This window comes from Paenibacillus sp. JT22N7, from assembly GCF_059383875.1.
This window is the reverse complement of sequence record NZ_JBXENY010000004.1, coordinates 139,389-158,204: the sequence shown is the minus strand read 5'-3', so window position 1 is coordinate 158,204 and position 18,816 is coordinate 139,389. Positions and strand designations below refer to the sequence as shown.

Genomic DNA, 18,816 nt, shown 5'->3' with positions numbered 1-18,816 from the left:
GAATACAGTCGATGAAAAAGTGGAAGCTATGGCTTGGTATTATCCTTGTAGTAGGCGCGGCCGGTGGAGGCGGTGCCTATTATTATTTGAAGATGGGGCAGCCGGCGACGGTGCAGGCAGCAACCTCGCAAACGGTGAAAGCGACGCGGGGCAATATTGAGCTGAAAATAAGCGCGACAGGCAGTGTAGAAGCCAACTCTCGCGAAACCGTAACGTCCGGCGTATCCGGTACGATTGCAAAGCTGAGCTTCAAAGTCGGCGATAAGGTGAAGGCAGGCCAAGTGCTGGCAACGTTTGAATCCGAGAAGGACTACGATAGCCAGATTGAGCAGACGGAGCTTTCGATTAAGAAGCAGCAAGTGCAGATGGAGCAATATCAGACCAAATATAAGGAAGCTGCGGGCACGGAGGATGAACTGGCGACCCAGCAAAGCATCAAAACGGATATGGAAATGCTGGCGCTTGAAATCAAGCAAAACCAAGACAGCCTGACCACGATGAGGGAAGATCAACTGAAGGTGACTGAGGTTGTGGCGACGATTGATGGCGAGGTGACGGAAAGCGAGGTTTCCGTTGGTGACGAGGTTGTAGCGAATACGGTTATTGCGTCTATCGTCAATTACGATTTGCTTGATTTTGTCGTGCAGGTCGATGAGCTGGATATTCCGTCGGTCAAAGTTGGCCAAGTGGTGCAAGTTTATTTGAGCGCCCTGACGGACAAGACGATCGAAGGCAAAGTAGCCAGCTTAGCTCGGGAGGGCACGGCATCGAATGGCGTATCCGCCTATGAGGTGACGATTTCGCTGGATACGATTGATGGCGTGATGACGGGCATGTCGGGGGAAGCGGACATTATTTTGGAGTCCAGAAATGATGTCGTCGTTGTACCGGTAGACGCTGTTATTGAACGTGGCGGCAAATCCTTCGTTCGCGTGCCAACGGGCACGCAAAGTGCGAGCGGGACACAAGGTACAAGCGGGGCAGCAGGGGCACAAGGAAATGCTGGAGCGTCAGGTGGACAAGGCACGGATGGAGCTGCAGGCGCTCAAGGCTCGAACGGTGCGCAAGGTGCTACGGGCACACAAGGTCAAGGCGCACCAGGAGCTCAAGGTGCCGGCGAGACACAAGGCGCTGCCGGTGCTCAAGGTACGAGTGGTGCACAGGGAGCGGCAGGCGCTCAAGGTACAAACGATGCTCAAGGCGGCACGAGTGCACAAGGAACACGCGGAGCACAAGGTGGAATCGGTGGCCAAGCTGCGGGCGGAGCTGTCCAAGGTACAGCTGGCACCCAGGGAACACGTGGAACACAAGGCGCAGCGGGTACTCAAGGTACTGGAGCAGCAGCACAGGGAGCAGCAGGTACGGGCGGAACGGCGCAAGGCACAACAAACATGCAGCGTGGCGGCGCTCAGATGGAAGGGCAGTTAGTCGAAGTAGAAGCGGGAATCAGCGATGAAACGTATGTGGAAATTATTTCGGGGCTGAATGAAGGCGACTCCGTGCTCATTCCAACGCCGCAGGGCACAGTGGGCATGACAACAACGACGACCCAGCAAAATCAAGCGACTATGGGAGGCGGCATGATGCAAGGTGGCTTCGGCGGTGGAGGTGGCGGATTCGGCGGCGGTGGAGGCGGATTCACTGGCGGCGGCGGAGCAGGCGGTGGTCGCCCATGAGGAACGAGGGCAGCGGCATTCTAATCGACATTAACCATCTCGTCAAAAATTACGTGATGGGCCGGGAAACTGTGACGATTCTTAAAGGCGTATCCTTTCAGGTGGAAAAAGGCGATTTTGTCGCCATTGTCGGGCCTTCCGGCTCGGGAAAATCAACGATGATGAATGTCATCGGCTGTCTGGATACGCCGACCGATGGCAGCTATAAGCTGGACGGCATCGAGGTAAGAGGGATGAGCGAGAATAAGCTGGCGGATATTCGCAACAAGAAGATCGGGTTTATTTTTCAGGGCTTTCACTTGCTGCCACGGCTTACCGCACTTGAAAATTGCGAGCTGCCGCTCATTTATCGAGGGCTGCCTGCGAAGCAGCGCCGAGCTATGGCGATGAAGGCGCTGGAGCAGGTCGGCCTTGGAGAGCGGGTGCATCACCGTCCGAGCGAGCTGTCAGGCGGACAGCAGCAGCGGGTTGCCATCGCCCGGGCGCTGGCGACAAACCCGCCGATTTTGCTGGCGGATGAGCCGACTGGAGCACTCGATATGAAGACGGGGCAGGAAGTGCTGCAGCTCATGGAAGACTTGAATCGGCAGGGCCACACGATTGTGCTCATTACGCATGATATGGAGGTCGCTCATCGGGCAAGCCGTACGGTTATTATGCGGGACGGCGTGCTGACCGAGGAAAGGAGGGAAAGGGATGAAGCTGACGCAAGGGTTCAGGATGGCGATCAAGAGCGTCTTGTCAAGCAAGCTTAGAACAGCCCTCTCCATGCTGGGCATACTGATCGGCGTAGCTACAGTTATTGCGCTGGTCGGTATGGGGCAAGGCTCGACGAAGCAAGTGGAGGAGCAGGTTGCCAGCCTTGGCACCAACTCCTTGTCGGTGACCATAACAGGCCGCGGAACGGCAACCTCCCTTTCACTCGACGATGCCATGGCTTTGGCTGATATTCCGAATGTAGAGGGCGTATCTCCGACGGTCAGTGGCAGTGCAACGGTGAAATATGCGAAAAATAGTACGAGCGTGACGGTAGAGGGCATTACGCCGGATTACGAGCAGGTGAGCGATTTCAGCGTGCAGTCCGGCAGATACATCGCTTCGATGGATGTGAAAAACACCCAAAAGGTTGCATTAATTGGGGTTGATACGGCCACGGAGCTATTTGAAGAAGAGGACCCGATTGGCAAAACGATTCAAGTGAACGGCAGCCGCTTTACGATCGTCGGGCTTTTGGAGGCGAAAGGCAGCTCGCTCACCGGCTCCAACGATGAAAAAATTGCGATTCCAATTACGACGGCGCAAAAGCTTTTTGATAGTGTCGGCGTTCGTACAGTCGCTCTCAAGGTGACCGATCTTGATCTGATGGATATAACCGTTGCAGCGCTTGAGGCCAAGCTGCTGGAAAAATTCAGGGGCGATGACAGCAGCTACCGGGTGTTCAACCAGCAGGATGCGGTAGAGACGCTTAATTCGGTCAACGAGACGATGAATACGATGCTGCTTTATGTGGCAGCTATTACGCTGCTTGTCGGCGGCATTGGAGTCATGAATATTATGCTGGTGTCCGTTACGGAGCGGACGCGGGAAATCGGCATTCGCAAGTCGCTGGGTGCAAAGCGCAGAGATATTTTGTTCCAGTTTCTTGTGGAGGCCGTTGTCATTAGCGGCATGGGCGGCGCGCTTGGCATCGGGTTCGGTTATTTGGGCTCCTATGTCATTGGGGTGGTGAATGGGACGGATACTTCGGTTCCGTTTAATACGGTCATTTTGTCGTTTGCCTTCTCTGCTTTTGTCGGAATCGTGTTCGGCATTTTCCCGGCCAATAAAGCTTCGAGGCTGAAGCCAGTCGACGCGCTGCGCCACGATTAGCTCTCCTTTCTGTTCTACCCTATTAAATCCGCTCATAGAATGGACTATCCAGTTAAGCAGGATGGCATTGCTATAAAAAGGTAGCGGAAGGAGCAGGGATGAGACGAAGGAGAATCGAACGCAGAGTGTCAGAAGCGCTGCAGCGCTTGAAGAGCAGCCGCTGGGTGCCTATTTTTTCAATAGGCCTATTGCTTGGCATTACCGTAGCTTTAATGAAAGTTTCCCTTGGAGGTATACCGGCCCGCATGCCCGCGACTCTAGCGAATGCACAGCCGGGAGGGGCAGTGGAGACAGTCTTAGAGCAGCCCGGCACGGGCAGCGGCAGCGGGGCGAATAAAGTCGAAGCGGGCAGCGCTGTTATCGCGCAGCATATGGGCGGGCTGTTGCCCAAAACGACAGGCGCGCTTAACGGGCTCATCGTACGCACTTATATGATGAAGGAACAGCGTACGGAAAGCTTGCCGCTGGAGGAATATGTGCGCGGCGTTATCGCGGCGGAAATGCCAGCCGATTTTGAGCTGGAAGCGCTCAAGGCGCAGGCGATAGCTGCACGCACCTATATCGTACGCCGCCTCGCTTCCGGGGATGACAGCGGCGTGGAAAATATAGAGGCAGATGTAACGGATACGATTGCCCATCAAGCCTATTTGCCGCTCGCGCAGCTGAAGCAGCATTGGCAAGGAGCCAAGCAGACGGCTAATATGAAAAAGCTGAATGAAGCGGTGAAGCAGACGGAGGGACTAATCGTCACGTATAATGGCGAGCCGATCCAAGCCGCTTTCTTTTCCACAAGCAGCGGATATACGGAAAATTCCGAAGACTATTGGTCGGGTGAGATTCCTTATTTGCGCAGCGTCGCGAGTCCATGGGACATCGAGCTGTCGCCGCGATACAAAGAAAGCGTGGAGCTGACGCTGGCGCAATTTTATGAGAAGCTTGGCCTTCAGGGGGAGAGCAGGGTTCAGCCTTCCATTCGGGTATTAGCTGCAACAGCAGGAAAAAGCATCAGCAAAATCGAAATCGCCGGAACGGTATTTACTGGCCGCGAGGTGCGCGAACGATTGGGACTAGCCTCAGCCGCTTTTACATGGCAAATGAACGATAAGGCCATTTCCATTACAACTTATGGGTATGGACATGGCGTCGGCATGAGCCAATGGGGAGCGAACGGAATGGCAAAGCTAGGCTATTCGGCGAAAGATATATTAACCTATTACTATACGGGTGCAAAGGTAGAGCAGGCTTCCAAGTTCTCGGCAGCGCTGCTTGGGCACTCCTAGCGCAGGTAAACACAGGCTTTTTCGAAATCTTAAAGTCTCTATATTTTTATCCATCATTCCATCTACCCTCACGTATAAACCTAGCGAATCTGGCAACAATGGCTAGTGAGGTGATAGAAATGAACAATCAAAACAAACCAAAGCAAGGCTCAGAGGAAACTCCCAAAAATGGACTGGGAGCATCATCTGCCGCGGGTTCAGGCAATGGATTTAAAAGGCTGCTGGCACGCAAATGGGTATCGCCAGCAATATTTATGGCCGCGGCAGCAATTATCGTAACCTTAATGTGGGTCTACCAGGGAGCGGATGACAGCAAGCAAACGACAGCCTCAGAACATCCGGACCAAACGGAAGCCACAGTAGGCGAGGGTACGGTAACACAACCGGAGGGCGCAGTTGATGAAGTCATTCGCGAAGGCGAGCAATTGCAATGGCCGGTTGTGAACAAGGACGCGCTGCAAATCGAGACACCTTTCTATGATGCTAACGCCAGCAGCGATGAGCGGCAGGCAGCTATGGTGCAGATGGGAAATACTTTCTCGCCGCACATGGGTATCGATCTTGTAGACCCGAATGACCAGCCGTTTGATGTGGTAGCCGCTATGTCGGGCAAAGTGAGCCTCGTGCTCAATCATCCGACGAATGGCAGCATTATCGAAATCAACCATGGCGACGGTCTTGTGACCACTTACCAAAGCCTTAGCGACGTGAACGTGGCGGTAGGCGATGAAGTGAAGCAGGGAACGATTATTGCCAAAGCGGCTCGCAACGAGCAGGAAAAGGATTTGGGCGTCCATCTGCACTTTGAAGTGCGTGAAAACGGAAAAGCCGTCAATCCAAGCACCGTAGTCGGCGCGCAATAAACGCTGGCAAAATAGGTCTTCAGGCCTTGCAGGCAGGGGAATATCCCCTGCCTGTTTTGTATTTTTATGAAAATTTTATGACAAACTGGCTTGTCAGGCTTGGCCATAAAGAATATATACCCGCGCCCCTCATATAATGTACCAAACTATCTCGAGTAGGGAGGCGGGAACGTGCACGATTACATCAAAGAGCGAACCATTAAAATAGGCCGTTGCATCGTGGAGACGAAGCACACGGTACGAACGATCGCCAAGGAGTTCGGCGTATCTAAGAGTACGGTCCATAAGGATTTAACCGAACGGCTGCCGGAAATTAACCCCGACCTGGCGGATCAGGTGAAGCACATTTTGGAGTATCACAAGTCAATCCGCCATCTGCGCGGGGGAGAAGCAACGAAAATCAAATATAAGAAAACGAGCACGAAGAAGAGGGAAGTTCTGGCAGCCGGGAAAACATAATTTATTCGCAAATTATTACAAAAGGGTAGAGGATTTTATAGTTTTTTGGCGAATAATGTACGTTAGGGGTTTCTACGTCGTGGGAACTAATTGACCGTAGCGTTTACACTATTCGTTGGAGGACTTACGCCTTATGCTAAGCAAGGACATTGGAATTGATTTGGGAACGGCTAACGTATCTATTCATGTAAAAGGGAGAGGCGTTGTGCTCGATGAGCCGTCTGTCGTCGCGATTGAGAGCGACACGAAGAAGGTGCTTGCCGTTGGTGAGGAAGCTCACCGGATGGTCGGCCGTACGCCAGGAAACATTATTGCAATCCGCCCGTTAAGGGATGGGGTTATTGCTGACTTCGAAATAACGGAAATTATGCTGAAAGCGTTTATTGATCGGGTAGAAGGGCGTAAATGGCTGAGCCGTCCGCGCATCTTGATTTGCGCGCCAACGAATATTACATCCGTTGAGCAGAAGGCGATTCGTGAAGCAGCGGAACGCAGCGGAGCCAAGGAAGTATTTTTGGAAGAGGAAGCTAAAGCTGCCGCTATTGGGGCTGGAATGGACATCTTCCAGCCTAGCGGCAACATGGTTGTAGATATTGGCGGAGGCACGACGGATGTAGCGGTCCTGTCCATGGGCGACGTCGTGACCGCCTCTTCTATTAAAATCGCAGGAGACAAATTCGATGCTGCGATCATGAAGTATATTAAAGATAAGTACAAGCTGCTGATCGGCGAGCGGACAAGCGAGGATATCAAGATCAAAATCGGTAAAGTTTACGAGGACGGACAACGCTCGGAAATGGATATCCGTGGACGCGATATGGTAACGGGCTTGCCGCTGACCATGACGATTCATTCGGAAGAGATTCAAGAAGCGCTTTGGGATTCGGTCATGTCAATCGTGGCTACGGCGAAGTCCGTACTGGAAAAAACGCCGCCTGAGCTGTCGGCAGATATTATTGACAGGGGCGTTATTTTGACCGGTGGCGGTGCATTGCTGAATGGCCTGGATACGCTGCTTGCGGAAGAACTCAAGGTTCCGGTGCTGATTGCGGAAGATCCGATGCATTGCGTCGTTAAAGGTACCGGCATTCTGCTTGATAACTTGGACAAGCTTGGCAAGAAGCCTCGCTTCTAAGAAGTTAGGCAGAAGCAGCGCTTGCATAGCCGTTTGCGCGGGTAGGGCGTTTAAAAGGGGACGCGCCGAGGCGTTAAATTGAGTCAAAGGTCGCATAGGAAGCTATAACTGAAGTCATGCCTATAACCGATATATAAATAGTGGCATATACAGCGAGAGGGAACAGCCTTATACGATCTTCGAGGAGGCAATTGCAATGCTTAGAGGGCTTTACACAGCAGCTGCAGGCTTGACGGCCCAGCAGCGCAGACATGATACCGTAACGAATAATATTTCAAATATAAATACACCGGGCTATAAGCAGACGAATGCGGTCACGCGTTCGTTCCCGGATACGCTGCTTTCCATGACAGGGGTACAGGGCGAGTCAAGCAAGTCCATCGGTCGTCTCGGCATGGGGGTATTTGCAGAGGAGAGCTTGTCGCTGCATGTTCAAGGGGACTTGTCCCAGACGGACAAGCCTACTGACTTCGCACTCGTGTCCAACATTGCGGTGGAGGGTGCGGCGTTTGACGAGTCCGGCAAATACGTCGCTGATGACGGTACGGTGACGTTCCAGCCGCAAGCATTCTTTACGCTGCAGGATGCGCAAGGGGATCTTCGCTATACGCGGGGCGGCTCCTTTACGCTGACAGCGGACGGTTTTCTCGTTAACGGAGACGGCGCCAATGTGCTGGGAGCTGATGGGAATCCTATTCAATTCGCAGCAGGCATTGGGCTTGAGCAGCTGTCGCTGACGAAGGATTTGCGTTTTGTTAATACGCAAACCGGTGTGGATAGTGGCGTACAGCCGCTTCTGGTGACGCGAATAAACGAGCCGAACCAACTCGTACGCGCCGGAGACGGCCAGTTCCGTTTTAATGGAGACGCCGCGCAAGCCGTAGCGCTTCAGGAAACGGATCAGGTGGAGGTGCAACAAGGCTATGTGGAGCGTTCCAACGTAGATGCGGCACAATCCTCCGTTGATTTAATGGCGGCGCTTCGCGCTTATGAAGCCAACCAGAAGGTTGTACAATTTTATGATCAAAGTCTGGAGAAGGCTGTAACGGAAGTAGGCCGCGTTTAAGACGAAGTCAGCAACGGAACGTGAAGGAGGCAGACGATGAACGGCTCAATGATTAATGCGGTAGTCTCGATGGGTGGACTCCAGCAGAAGCTTGATATGATCGCTGATAATATCGCCAACGTGAATACAGTAGGTTATAAGCGGAAGGAAGCAACCTTTGAGGATTTGTTGACGAATGTCAGCAAGCAGCCAAATGATTTTAAACAGCCGGGCCGTATGACGCCGCTTGATTTTAACCAAGGCTGGGGCTCCCAGCTGACGATGATTAAGCCGAATCTGGAGCAAGGAACGATCGCAACGACAGGTAAGGACACGGACTTTGCAATTGAAGGAAATGCGTTGTTCGAGGTCATTGTGAACGCTAATGGCGACCGTGCTTATACGCGCAACGGTGCGTTTCAGTTGACGGTTAATGCAAACGGTGATAACATTTTGGCAACGGCTGAAGGCTATCCTATTGTTTCGACAGTGGTGACCCAGCCAGGAAATGTAGTAGTTGAGCAGCCAGTAACTGTTCCAGATGGCTATAAGCTGGTTATTGGCGCTGATGGCAGTGCGCAAGGTGTTGCTGCTGACGGTACAACCATTAATTTAGGCACAATTAAATTGATGCAAGCAACCCGACCTTCTGCTCTTACTCAGCTGGATGACAATTTGTTTGCCGTAGCTGAAGGGCTGAATGTGGGTGATGTAATCCAAGAGGTTACTCCTGACGCGGATAATGCGATCGCGCTGCGCCAAGGCTCTCTTGAGCAATCCAATGTGGATATGAGCAGCGAGATGACTGAGCTGATTAATGTACAACGTGCTTACCAACTGGTAGCTAGGGCATTAACATCAAGCGATTCGATGATGGGGTTGGCGAACGGCTTGCGCAGATAGATAGGGTGATGGTGGTAATGAGTACGACGAATGAACGAGCTGACTTTGCGGATGACAGGCTGGAAGATGAACAAGCAGAACAGACCCGCAGCAGCTCGCGCAGGAAGGGGCAAGGCTCCGCTCCAGAGAAGAAGAAGCGGCCCCTGGTACTGAGAATCATATTATGGATTTTGCGCCGCAGCATTGTGCCTTGTATCATGGTCATTATGCTGATTGCGGGCCTCTATATCGGTTATACGGTGCTGGGCAAGCAATCGGGAGATGACGTGTTTGAGTGGTCAACTTGGCAGCATGTCTATGATCTTGTATTCTCGGATTCGTAGTTCGCACCGTACGATTGGTTGAAGGCGGTATTCGCAGCTTTTTGCGGATGCCGCTTTTTTGCTTCGTCTGCGGGAGAGGTATAAGCAGATAAAAAAAGAACACCGATCCGTTTGTTTAAAATACAAGCGGAAGGTGTTCTTTTTCATAATAATCATAGGCTTATTTAACAGTTACACGCATCGATACTGTTTTGCCGTCAAAGGTAGCTTTAATGGTAGCGGAACCTTTGCTCAGAGCGATAATTTTGCCATTCGACACAGTAGCTACGCTTGCTTTGTTTGTTACCCAAGTTGCGCTCGTTGTTACATCTACTGGATTGCCAGTTGTATAATTGGCTTGCAGCTTCAGCGAATAAGAAGCGCCTGGGCTAAGCTTAAGCGATTTATCCGAAAGGGTTAGCGATTTAAGCTTAGGTGAAACCGTAATCGGAATTTCCAGCGTTTTTCCTTGATAAGAGCCAGTCAGCTTGCCGCTGCCTACAGCCAGTGCTTTGACGGTGCTGCCATTAACCGTTGCTAAGGTGCTGGAAGAAACGGTCCAGTTCATTTTGGAGCTCAGAACCACTTTCTTGCCGCTCACATAGTAGCCTGTTACTTTAACCGACTTGCTTTTGCCTGGGTAGAGCTCAAGGCTGGATGGTTCTGCTACCAGCTTCTCGATCTCTTCTTCAACGTAAGCTTTGACGGTAGTTGTTTTATTTAAATAGGTTGCTGTTAATGTCACTTTGGAGGCTTCAAGCCCCTTTACTTTGCCATTAACGACAATTGCATTATCCGATGATGCTTTCCACGTTGCTTTGGAGGAAACATCCTCTTCCGATCCATCTTGATTTACAACCGTAATCGTAGGCAGCGCCAAATCCTTGCCGATTACTACGCTAAGTTCTTTGGTGCTTGGGACGAGCTTCACAGGTGTAAGGTGTACATTGAGCTCAAATGTCGCTTTCAGGCCATTAAGCTCGGCTGTTACGACCGTTTTGCCTACAGCATCTGCTGTCCATTTGCCATCTTTAATAGTAGCAATTTTTTCGTCGGCTACCGTCCATTTCACAATTTTGGAAACGTCAGCTGTATCTCCGCCGAAAGTATTGCCGCTCACTTTAGGCAGCGTCTCGCTTTTTTCCGGGAATGTATCGATAGACTCTTTATCGATTGTCAGCTCGGTGACGCTAGGGAAAACCGTAATGTCAATGCTCCGGCTGATGCCTTTGATAGAAGCTGTAATTTTAGTTGTTCCAACCGCTTTCGGCGTTACAAGTCCATTCGTTACTGTAGCGACCAATAGGTTGGAGGATGTCCATTCCGCTTGCGTAGTAACGTTCTCATCATTGCCGGAAAGCTCCTGAACTTCAGCCGTAATTTGCAAGCCAGGGCTGTTCAGCATCATTTGATATTCTTTGGCTGGCGACAGCTTGATCGATTGGTATGGCGTACGAACGACAACATCAATGGTCGAGCTTACTCCTAAATAAGTTGCGGTAATCTTAGTTTGGCCAGTCGCAACTGGAGTTACAACTCCATCCTCGACGGTTGCAACAGCAGCGCTGCTAGTTGTCCAAGTAGCCTTTGCCGTTACCGTTTCTGTCGAGCCGCTCGTCGTTGTAGCTATTGCTTGAATCGTCTGGTCATCGTCGCCCATATCGATTTCAAGCAGCGTCTTTGGCGACAAAGCCAATGATTTATAAGGGGAAGTGACGACGAGCTTTACAGTGTCGGACTTTCCTTTATATTTGGCTGTAATGGTTGTTGTTCCTACGCCTACCAGCGTGACTGTACCATCATCAACTGTCGCGACGGAAGAGCTGGAGGATGTCCATGTTGCATTGGTAGTAATGTTTTCATTGGAGGCGCCGCTCTTAATCCCGCTTAGCGTAAATACTTGCTCTGCGCCAAGACTTACATCATAGCTTTCTGCGGCGTTGCTGCCATTTTTCAAAATTTGTACAGAATCATATACGTAATCGGATGTAACTTTAATATTTTGCGTGTATCCGCCGTAAGTAGCGCTAATCGTAGCCGTTCCTTTGCCTACAGCCGTCAGGACGCCCTTGTCCACTTTGACGTAGGAGGTGTTGGACGATTTCCAAGTAGCGGAGGCGCTAACGTCCTTCTTGGTGGAAGAGCTTGAAGTGGCAGCCAGCAAGGAGACGATAACGGCATCGTCATCAATAAATACTTCCAGTGATGATGTGCTGGTATTGTAATCCCAAGAATCATAGCTTAGTTCAATGCCTGTTACTGTTTCGTCTGCAGCACTCGCGATGCTGCTGAATGTGGTAGCGATGAGCATGACAGATAGAACGGCGGCGAGCCATCTCCTGATTTCCCTGAGCGACTTGTTCCCGTTTACACTTAAATTCACTACATCCTATCCCTTCGTCTATAGAATAAAAAAACTCTCTATTCTATATAACGGTTTACATATAGAGGAAATGAATAAAGATGTCGTATTTTGTTTGAAAAAAATCATTTGCCGCCGCAATTGTACCTGCAAGTCCCAAGTTTAGCCATACGAGGGCTATGGCAGTTTTATTTTTGATACGGTAGTTGTATAATGGTTTGGAGCCTTAATGCCGCGCCCGCCAAGGGGTAGAATGCTTGCCATTCTGCACTTGCGTGCCACCAGGGAGTCCATAGGGATTCGCGGTAAAATGAAAGAAGCTTGGCCGCAGACGCTTCGGGTCCGCACAGCCAAGCCCTCTATCTCAACCTTCACAAACTGCAGCTTCATGAAGGATATCTATAGTTTCAGTAAAAATTGCATTTTTTATACCCTCGACAACAAGGAAGGAGCTTAATTCATGCTCGATATTAATCAAATTCAGGAAATTATCCCTCATCGCCCGCCTTTTTTGCTCATTGACCGTATTTTGGAGGTAGAGCCGGGCGTCCGAGCGGTTGGCCTGAAAAATGTAACGATGAACGAACCTTATTTTGTAGGACATTTTCCGGCTTATCCTGTTATGCCTGGCGTGCTTATCGTTGAGGCACTGGCGCAGGTCGGCACTGTAGCGATGCTTATGCTGGAGGCCAACAAAGGCAAATTAGGCTTTTTTGCAGGCATTGATGGCGTTCGGTTCCGTGGTCAGGTGAAGCCTGGCGATACGCTTACGCTGGAGGTCGTCATTACCAGATTGAAAGGCAGCATCGGCAAAGGACAAGCTACTGCAAAAGTGGGAGATCAAGTTGTTGCCGAAGGCGAGCTTATGTTTGCCCTGTCCGATCCGTCTTAAATTTATTAAAATATAAGAATTTATAAGTTTGATCTTTATCAAACGGCTTATATTTCACACGCGAAACGGTAGCTTTGCCGCCATAGGGCGGTGACAGCCGTTTACGCTAGTTTCATTTATATATAAGGGAGAGATCCGTATGAGTCAAAATGAAGTGGCAATGCAGCGTTACAATGCTTGGTTAAATGATCCATTGATTGATGAAGCGACCAAAGAGGAGCTTCGCGGCATCGCGGGCGATGAGAAGGAGATTACAGACCGTTTCTATCGCGATCTGGAATTCGGTACAGGCGGACTGCGCGGCGTTATGGGCGCGGGCACGAACCGTCTTAATACGTATACCGTCGGCAAAGCGACGCAAGGGCTGGCGAACTGGCTGCTGGGACAAGCTTCGGGCGATGCGCCTTCAATGGTTATTGCTCACGACTCCCGCAACTATTCACCGGAATTTGCGCTGGATTCAGCGCTTGTGCTGGCGGCAAACGGCGTGAAAACTTATTTGTTCCAATCGCTGCGCGCAACGCCACAGCTGTCGTATGCTGTACGCTCGCTTAAAGCTTCCAGCGGTATTGTGATTACGGCAAGCCATAATCCGCCTGAATATAATGGCTATAAGGCGTATGGGGCTGACGGCTGCCAGCTCATTCCTGAGGATGCGGAGCAGGTTATCGCTTCCATTCAGCAGGTGACGGGTTTTGATCAGGTGAAGCGTCTGAGCCGTGAAGAAGCAGAGGCGCAAGGCCTGCTCGTCTGGCTGGGCGAGGATGCCGATGAATCCTACATTAATACGGTGGTCGCGCAAAGCTTGAATGTGGAGCTTCTTCGCAGCGGTGTTGGCGAGCAGTTCAGCGTTGTATTCACCCCTCTTCATGGAACAGGCAATTTGCCGGTTCGCGAGGTGCTTGCGAAAGTCGGATTTAGCAATGTACATATTGTCGCGGAGCAGGAGCAACCGGATGGCTACTTTAGCACGGTCAAATCTCCTAACCCGGAAGAACGCGAGGCGTTTACGCTAGCGATCAAGCTGGCGCAGCAGGTCAATGCCGATATTATTATCGGAACAGACCCAGATGCAGACCGGATGGGCGCAGTTGTGAAAAACAATAACGGCGAATATGTCGTGCTGACCGGCAACCAATCGGGCGCCTTGATGGTGAATTATGTGCTCAGCCAGCTCACGGAGCGCGGACAATTGCCGGATAACGGCGTTGTTATCAAAACGATTGTTACGAGCGAGATGGGTGCGGATATTGCCCGCTCTTACGGTGTAGCTGTTGAGAATACGCTCACTGGCTTTAAATATATCGGCGAGAAAATGACAGGCTATGAAAAAACGGGCGAGCGCTCGTTCCTTTTTGGCTATGAAGAAAGCTACGGGTATTTGACTGGAACTTACGCACGGGATAAGGACGCTATTGTAGCGGCTTTGCTGATTTGTGAAGCAGCAGCATATTATAGAAGCTTAGGTAAAACACTATATGATGTATTGCTGGAGCTGTATGAGAAGCATGGCGTTTATTTGGAAGGTTTGGAGTCTCGGACGCTGAAGGGTCTTGACGGCGTACAGAAAATTGCTGGCATTATGGATAGCTGGCGCAATCAGCCGCCCGTTGATATTAACGGCGTGAAGGTAGAGCAAGTGCTCGATTACAAGCTCGGATTGGACGGTCTCCGCCCGGAAAACGTGCTGAAATATATGCTTGCTGATGGCTCATGGTTCTGTCTTCGTCCATCGGGTACCGAGCCGAAGATTAAAGTTTATTTTGCGGTTCGCGGCGAATCGACTGCGCAAGCTGAAGAAGCGCTGAATGCTTTGCGTCAGACGGTTATGGCAAGAGTAGACGGATAAGGAATATTTGGCTTTAACCGTGGGCAACCGCTCGGCAATAGAGCAGTAGGAAGCGGAATGACAAGGATCGATGAACGGAGGATTTTCGTGCTTCAAAACTGGCTGCAATGGAATCGCAGAGCTAAACAGTGGCTCTGGATCATTACGCTCATTGGCGTGATGGCGGCACTTCCTATTGGTTATAACCGTATGAATACGGAGTCGACGTCTAAGCAAGTGGAATATGTGTTTGATTATCGCGACTTGATCGAAATTGCGGAATATTCGGCAAAGCCGCAGGATTTTATATCGCAGCATCTTATTTTTATGAAAGAATCCGGCATTTCGACCATGGCTGTCTATGAAAGCTCGCTTCGCGAGCTGATGCAGGCAGGCAGATTGACCTACTACAACTCCAAGGAGGCGGCTTTGCTCCAAGGCAAGCTGGAGACGCCAGGTCAAAATTTCACTTACATTTTGTATTCCGGCAGTGCTGAGAAGGAGCAGATTGGACCGATTGTTCGCGCAGCATTTGACCGGGCGGGCATCGTCTATCGGGACTGGTCCTTCGATGGCCGCGATGGCCTTGTGGTGGAGCTGCCGCTGCAAAATTCGCTGCTTCAACCGCTTGGCTTTGATCCGATGTCACTCGAAAGGATCAAAGCAGCAGGCTTCCGTGTTTTGCCTCGTTTGACCGACCGGGTTCTTCCGTATTCACAGGAGGAAGCAGAGGCGACTCTTGCTCAGTTGAAGAATTATGGCGTTACACGGATTTTGTTCGACGGAGATAAAGTAAAAGGCTACACCGACAACGCCGAGGAGAAGAGCTTGCGCGCATTTGCCGAGCTGCTTAACAAATATCAAATCGGTGTAACGACCATCGAGAATTTGAAAAAAGAGCAATCAGGCATGACGACACTCGCCTACCTGACAGACTATAATATTGTACGTCTTTATTCGTTGTCCCCTACGGACGCGATGAGAATGAAGCCGGAAGATATTGCTGACCGCTTCCTGCTTGCAGCAAAGGATCGCAACATTCGGATGTTTTTCCTGAATGGTGCGCCTGCATCGAGCCAGGAGAAATCGGCGGTTATTAATCCGCTGGACAATCTCTACCTGTCCCTTAAAGGGGAGGATGGAAACAAAGGCACGATTCAGCGTTTGGCTGATGCCGGATTTGCTCCGGGTACAGCGGAGCCCTTTGATCGGGAATATCCTTCATGGGTTAAAATGCTGAAAGGAATCGTCGTCATTGGCGCTATCGCCTTGATTGCGCTGTTAATTAATGCTTTTCTGCCAGGTACGCTTATTGCGGTATTCCTGCTCGGTATTGCCGGAAGTGCCGGCTTGTATGTGCTGAGCAGCTCCGTGTTAGAGCAGGCTCTTGCGCTTGGGGCGGGCATTAGTGCGCCAACGCTTGCGCTAATCTGGGTTATGAACCGGATTTATAGCAGGACGGAAGGGAACCAGCGTTTTGTTGGTGGAGCGGATTGGACTTTCCGCAGCAAAGAAAAAGGACAAGGCGTCGTTATTCCGCTGAGCAGCTCTGGTGACGCGGGAAGCAAGTGGGTATTTGAAGGCTTGCCGGCACGCCGCCGTCTGGGACTTGCTATTAGCTGGTTTATTGTAGTAGCGCTTATGTCGCTTATTGCAGTGCCTTATGTGTTCGGTCTGCTGAACAATATAACGTATATGCTTGTGCTTCAACAATTCCGTGGAGTTAGCCTGCTGCATCTCGCGCCGATTGCGCTTGTTGCGATCTACGTTGTGTTTTACACAGGACATGCTCCAATTGCCCGCATTCGCAAAATGCTGTCAACACCGATTAACGTGCTCATGGTTGTCGTTGGTTTAATTGTGGTAGCTGCGGGTATGTATTATTTATCACGTACAGGTAATGAGGGGCAGACGCTGCCATTTGAGCGTCCTTTCCGCGAATGGCTGGAAGGCACGTTTGGCGTCCGTCCGAGAAATAAAGAGTTTTTGCTGGCGCATCCGCTGCTGCTAGTGGGATTGTTCGCCGCGCTGCGTTACCGCGCAGCTTGGCTGTTCGTAATTATTGGCTCCATTGGCCAGCTTTCGATGGTCGACACATTTGCGCACATTCATACGCCGCTGCATATTTCCATCATCCGCGTATTCCTTGGCCTTGGTCTTGGTGCGGCAGTCGGATTTATACTCATCGGAGTGTGGCAGCTGCTGGAAGGAGTCTGGTCTAAATGGTCGCCGGCCCTCAAACGCATATTCGCCGAATAGCGATTTCTGGCTACTACGGCTTTCAGAATAGCGGCGACGAGGCTGTGCTGCGTTCTATTTTGCTGGCGCTTGCCGAGCAGAGCAAGGCGCATGGGCTGGAGCTGCAGCCGGTCGTGCTGTCGGCCGACCCGGTTTGGACGAAGGCGATGTACGGCGTAGAGGCCGTGCATCGGATGCGCCCCGCGGACGTGTGGGGCGCGCTGCGCAGCTGCGATGGGCTGATCAGCGGCGGCGGAAGCCTGCTGCAGGATGCCACAGGCACGAAGACGATTCCGTATTATACCGGAATCGTGAAGCTTGCCCAATTGCTGGGCAAGCCGACATTCATTTATTCGCAGGGCATCGGGCCGGTGAACCGCCGGTGGATGGACCCGATGATCCGCCACGTTATGCGGCGGAGCGCTTATGTTTCAGTGCGGGACGATCAATCCGCCGCTTTGCTGGGGCGGATGGGCGTGCCGCATGACCGGATCGAGGTTGTACCCGATCCGGTGATGGGCTTGCCGCTGCCGCTAGGCGCAGCGGCGGCCGGGGCGCCAGGCGGTGCGGGGACCGCGAAGGCCGGCAGCGAAGCTATGCCGGTCGTCGGCGTGTCCCTGCGCCGCTGGCGCGAAGACGGCGCGGATCTTGCGCGCGCCGCCGATGCGCTAATCGCGCTGACGCGCCGCCGCCAGGTGCGGCTGCGCTTTCTCCCGTTCCATACCCCGGATGATGTGGAAACATCGAAGCAGGTCATGGAACGGCTGCAAGGGCAGCTCGCCAGCGGAAGCATCGCTGAGCTGGCGTCGCCGGGCGACGACCCGCAGCAAATGCTGCTGGAAGTGAGCCATTGTGATATTTTGTTTGGAATGCGGCTGCATGCGTTAATTTATGCAGCAAATCAGATGGTGCCCATGCTTGGCTTATCCTACGATCCGAAAATCGATCAATTTCTAAAGCGAATCCATTTGCAGCCAATTGGCTCAACGGAGCTGCTTGATGCAGAAGCTTTCGCCGATGAGGCGGAGCGGATGCTGGAGAACGGCGACAGCTGGCGCAGATCGCATCAGGAAGCTATTTCAAAGTTGAAGCAACAAGCGCAGCAGCCTGCTGAGCAAATTATAAAGCTGCTGCTCCATCCCATATCGAGGTGATATTCGTTTGTCGAACCATGTTCCAACCGTATCTATTTACGGCATACCCTTCTCTAAAATGACAATGGATGAGACGGTCAGCTACTTAGTGAAAGCAATTGAGGAGAAGCGTCAAACGCATGTCATTACAGCTAATCCGATTATGGTGATGTCTGCTCTGGAGAGTCCTGATTATTACCGGATGATGACGAAGGCAGAGCTTATTGTTCCTGACGGCGCAGGCGTTGTATGGGCCGCCAATTATGTGGGCACGCCTGTAGCCGAGCGAGTTGCCGGCTTTGACCTGATGCACCGTTTAATGCGCGAAGGCGAACAGCGCAAATGGACGGCTTACCTGCTCGGAACATCTCAGGAGGTTATTGAATCGGCAGCCGAAAAGCTGCAGCTCCAATATCCGCAGGTACGAATTGTTGGATACCGCAACGGATATTTTGGTCCCGATCAGGATCAGGAAGTTGTGGAAGCAATTCGCCAGGCAGCTCCGCATATTTTGCTCGTTGCCAGGGGAGCCGAAACGCAGGAGCCTTGGATTGCGAAGTATAAGCATCAGCTGGGCGTCCCTTATATTATGGGCATTGGCGGCAGCTTCGATATTATTGCGGGCAAGCTCAAGCGTGCGCCGATGATTTTTCAAAAACTGCGTTTAGAGTGGTTTTACCGCCTGCTTCAGGAGCCAAAAAGACTGCCAAGAATGCTCGTTTTGCCGAAATTCGTTGTGAAAGTGATGCGCGACAAAGAAAACGTTACAAAACCTGGGCCATTATCGTAAAAACTCGTGAAAACCGTTGAAATTGAATGAAAACGGGATTG

Annotated in this window: 16 protein-coding genes; 15 read left to right on the top strand and 1 reads right to left on the bottom strand. The window is 51.5% G+C overall.

Annotated features, from left to right (window positions below):
- Window positions 1-11 precede the first annotated feature (11 nt).
- The 10 genes from AC50Y5_RS12245 to AC50Y5_RS12200 all read left to right on the top strand — a co-directional run bounded on the left by AC50Y5_RS12245 (window position 12) and on the right by AC50Y5_RS12200 (window position 9,553).
- A complete protein-coding gene (locus AC50Y5_RS12245; protein ID WP_494860947.1) occupies window positions 12-1,676 on the top strand; it encodes an efflux RND transporter periplasmic adaptor subunit in 1,665 nt (554 codons plus the stop codon).
- Window positions 1,673-2,431, top strand: a complete 759-nt coding sequence (locus AC50Y5_RS12240; protein WP_056036827.1) for an ABC transporter ATP-binding protein — start codon at window positions 1,673-1,675, stop codon at window positions 2,429-2,431. The genes AC50Y5_RS12245 and AC50Y5_RS12240 overlap by 4 nt, the downstream gene beginning before the upstream one ends.
- Window positions 2,373-3,545, top strand: coding sequence for an ABC transporter permease (locus AC50Y5_RS12235; protein WP_494860945.1), 1,173 nt, complete (start codon window positions 2,373-2,375; stop codon window positions 3,543-3,545). The genes AC50Y5_RS12240 and AC50Y5_RS12235 overlap by 59 nt, the downstream gene beginning before the upstream one ends.
- Before the next feature lie 98 nt (window positions 3,546-3,643).
- Complete coding sequence (gene spoIID / locus AC50Y5_RS12230) at window positions 3,644-4,825, top strand: stage II sporulation protein D (RefSeq protein ID WP_494860943.1); 1,182 nt, start codon at window positions 3,644-3,646, stop codon at window positions 4,823-4,825.
- Between the two features lie 119 nt (window positions 4,826-4,944).
- Window positions 4,945-5,688: a M23 family metallopeptidase gene (locus AC50Y5_RS12225; protein WP_056036834.1), complete on the top strand. Its 744-nt coding sequence runs from the start codon at window positions 4,945-4,947 to the stop codon at window positions 5,686-5,688.
- A 171-nt stretch (window positions 5,689-5,859) separates the two neighbouring features.
- Window positions 5,860-6,147 carry a sporulation transcriptional regulator SpoIIID gene (gene spoIIID, locus AC50Y5_RS12220; protein WP_046231346.1) on the top strand — a complete coding sequence of 96 codons (288 nt, stop codon included), beginning with the start codon at window positions 5,860-5,862 and terminating at the stop codon, window positions 6,145-6,147.
- 133 nt (window positions 6,148-6,280) lie between these two features.
- Window positions 6,281-7,282, top strand: a complete 1,002-nt coding sequence (locus AC50Y5_RS12215) for a rod shape-determining protein (RefSeq protein ID WP_056036837.1) — start codon at window positions 6,281-6,283, stop codon at window positions 7,280-7,282.
- A gap of 196 nt (window positions 7,283-7,478) precedes the next feature.
- Complete coding sequence (locus AC50Y5_RS12210; protein ID WP_056036841.1) at window positions 7,479-8,348, top strand: flagellar hook-basal body protein; 870 nt, start codon at window positions 7,479-7,481, stop codon at window positions 8,346-8,348.
- Between the two features lie 36 nt (window positions 8,349-8,384).
- On the top strand, window positions 8,385-9,230 hold the full coding sequence (locus tag AC50Y5_RS12205; protein ID WP_494860940.1) for a flagellar hook-basal body protein: 846 nt from the start codon (window positions 8,385-8,387) through the stop codon (window positions 9,228-9,230).
- A gap of 17 nt (window positions 9,231-9,247) precedes the next feature.
- Window positions 9,248-9,553: a DNA-directed RNA polymerase subunit beta gene (locus tag AC50Y5_RS12200; RefSeq protein WP_056036847.1), complete on the top strand. Its 306-nt coding sequence runs from the start codon at window positions 9,248-9,250 to the stop codon at window positions 9,551-9,553.
- A gap of 160 nt (window positions 9,554-9,713) precedes the next feature.
- Here the strand turns inward: AC50Y5_RS12200 and AC50Y5_RS12195 are convergent, their stop codons facing one another.
- Entirely contained in the window at window positions 9,714-11,915 is a 2,202-nt protein-coding gene (locus tag AC50Y5_RS12195) for an Ig-like domain-containing protein (RefSeq protein ID WP_494860932.1), read from the bottom strand.
- A gap of 439 nt (window positions 11,916-12,354) precedes the next feature.
- On the opposite strand from AC50Y5_RS12195, the gene fabZ reads away from it, so the two are divergent.
- The 5 genes from fabZ (at window position 12,355) to AC50Y5_RS12170 (ending at window position 18,775) form a co-directional block, all read left to right on the top strand.
- Complete coding sequence (fabZ, locus tag AC50Y5_RS12190; RefSeq protein WP_056036855.1) at window positions 12,355-12,786, top strand: 3-hydroxyacyl-ACP dehydratase FabZ; 432 nt, start codon at window positions 12,355-12,357, stop codon at window positions 12,784-12,786.
- A 139-nt stretch (window positions 12,787-12,925) separates the two neighbouring features.
- Complete coding sequence (locus tag AC50Y5_RS12185) at window positions 12,926-14,635, top strand: phospho-sugar mutase (RefSeq protein ID WP_494860930.1); 1,710 nt, start codon at window positions 12,926-12,928, stop codon at window positions 14,633-14,635.
- A 57-nt stretch (window positions 14,636-14,692) separates the two neighbouring features.
- Window positions 14,693-16,873 (top strand): DUF5693 family protein, encoded by a 2,181-nt coding sequence (locus AC50Y5_RS12180; RefSeq protein WP_200931625.1) that lies wholly within the window; start codon window positions 14,693-14,695, stop codon window positions 16,871-16,873.
- Window positions 16,837-18,006, top strand: a complete 1,170-nt coding sequence (gene csaB, locus AC50Y5_RS12175) for a polysaccharide pyruvyl transferase CsaB (RefSeq protein ID WP_494860928.1) — start codon at window positions 16,837-16,839, stop codon at window positions 18,004-18,006. Before AC50Y5_RS12180 ends, csaB begins: the two co-directional genes overlap by 37 nt.
- 7 nt (window positions 18,007-18,013) lie before the next feature.
- Window positions 18,014-18,775: a WecB/TagA/CpsF family glycosyltransferase gene (locus AC50Y5_RS12170; RefSeq protein WP_494860926.1), complete on the top strand. Its 762-nt coding sequence runs from the start codon at window positions 18,014-18,016 to the stop codon at window positions 18,773-18,775.
- Window positions 18,776-18,816: the final 41 nt, after the last annotated feature.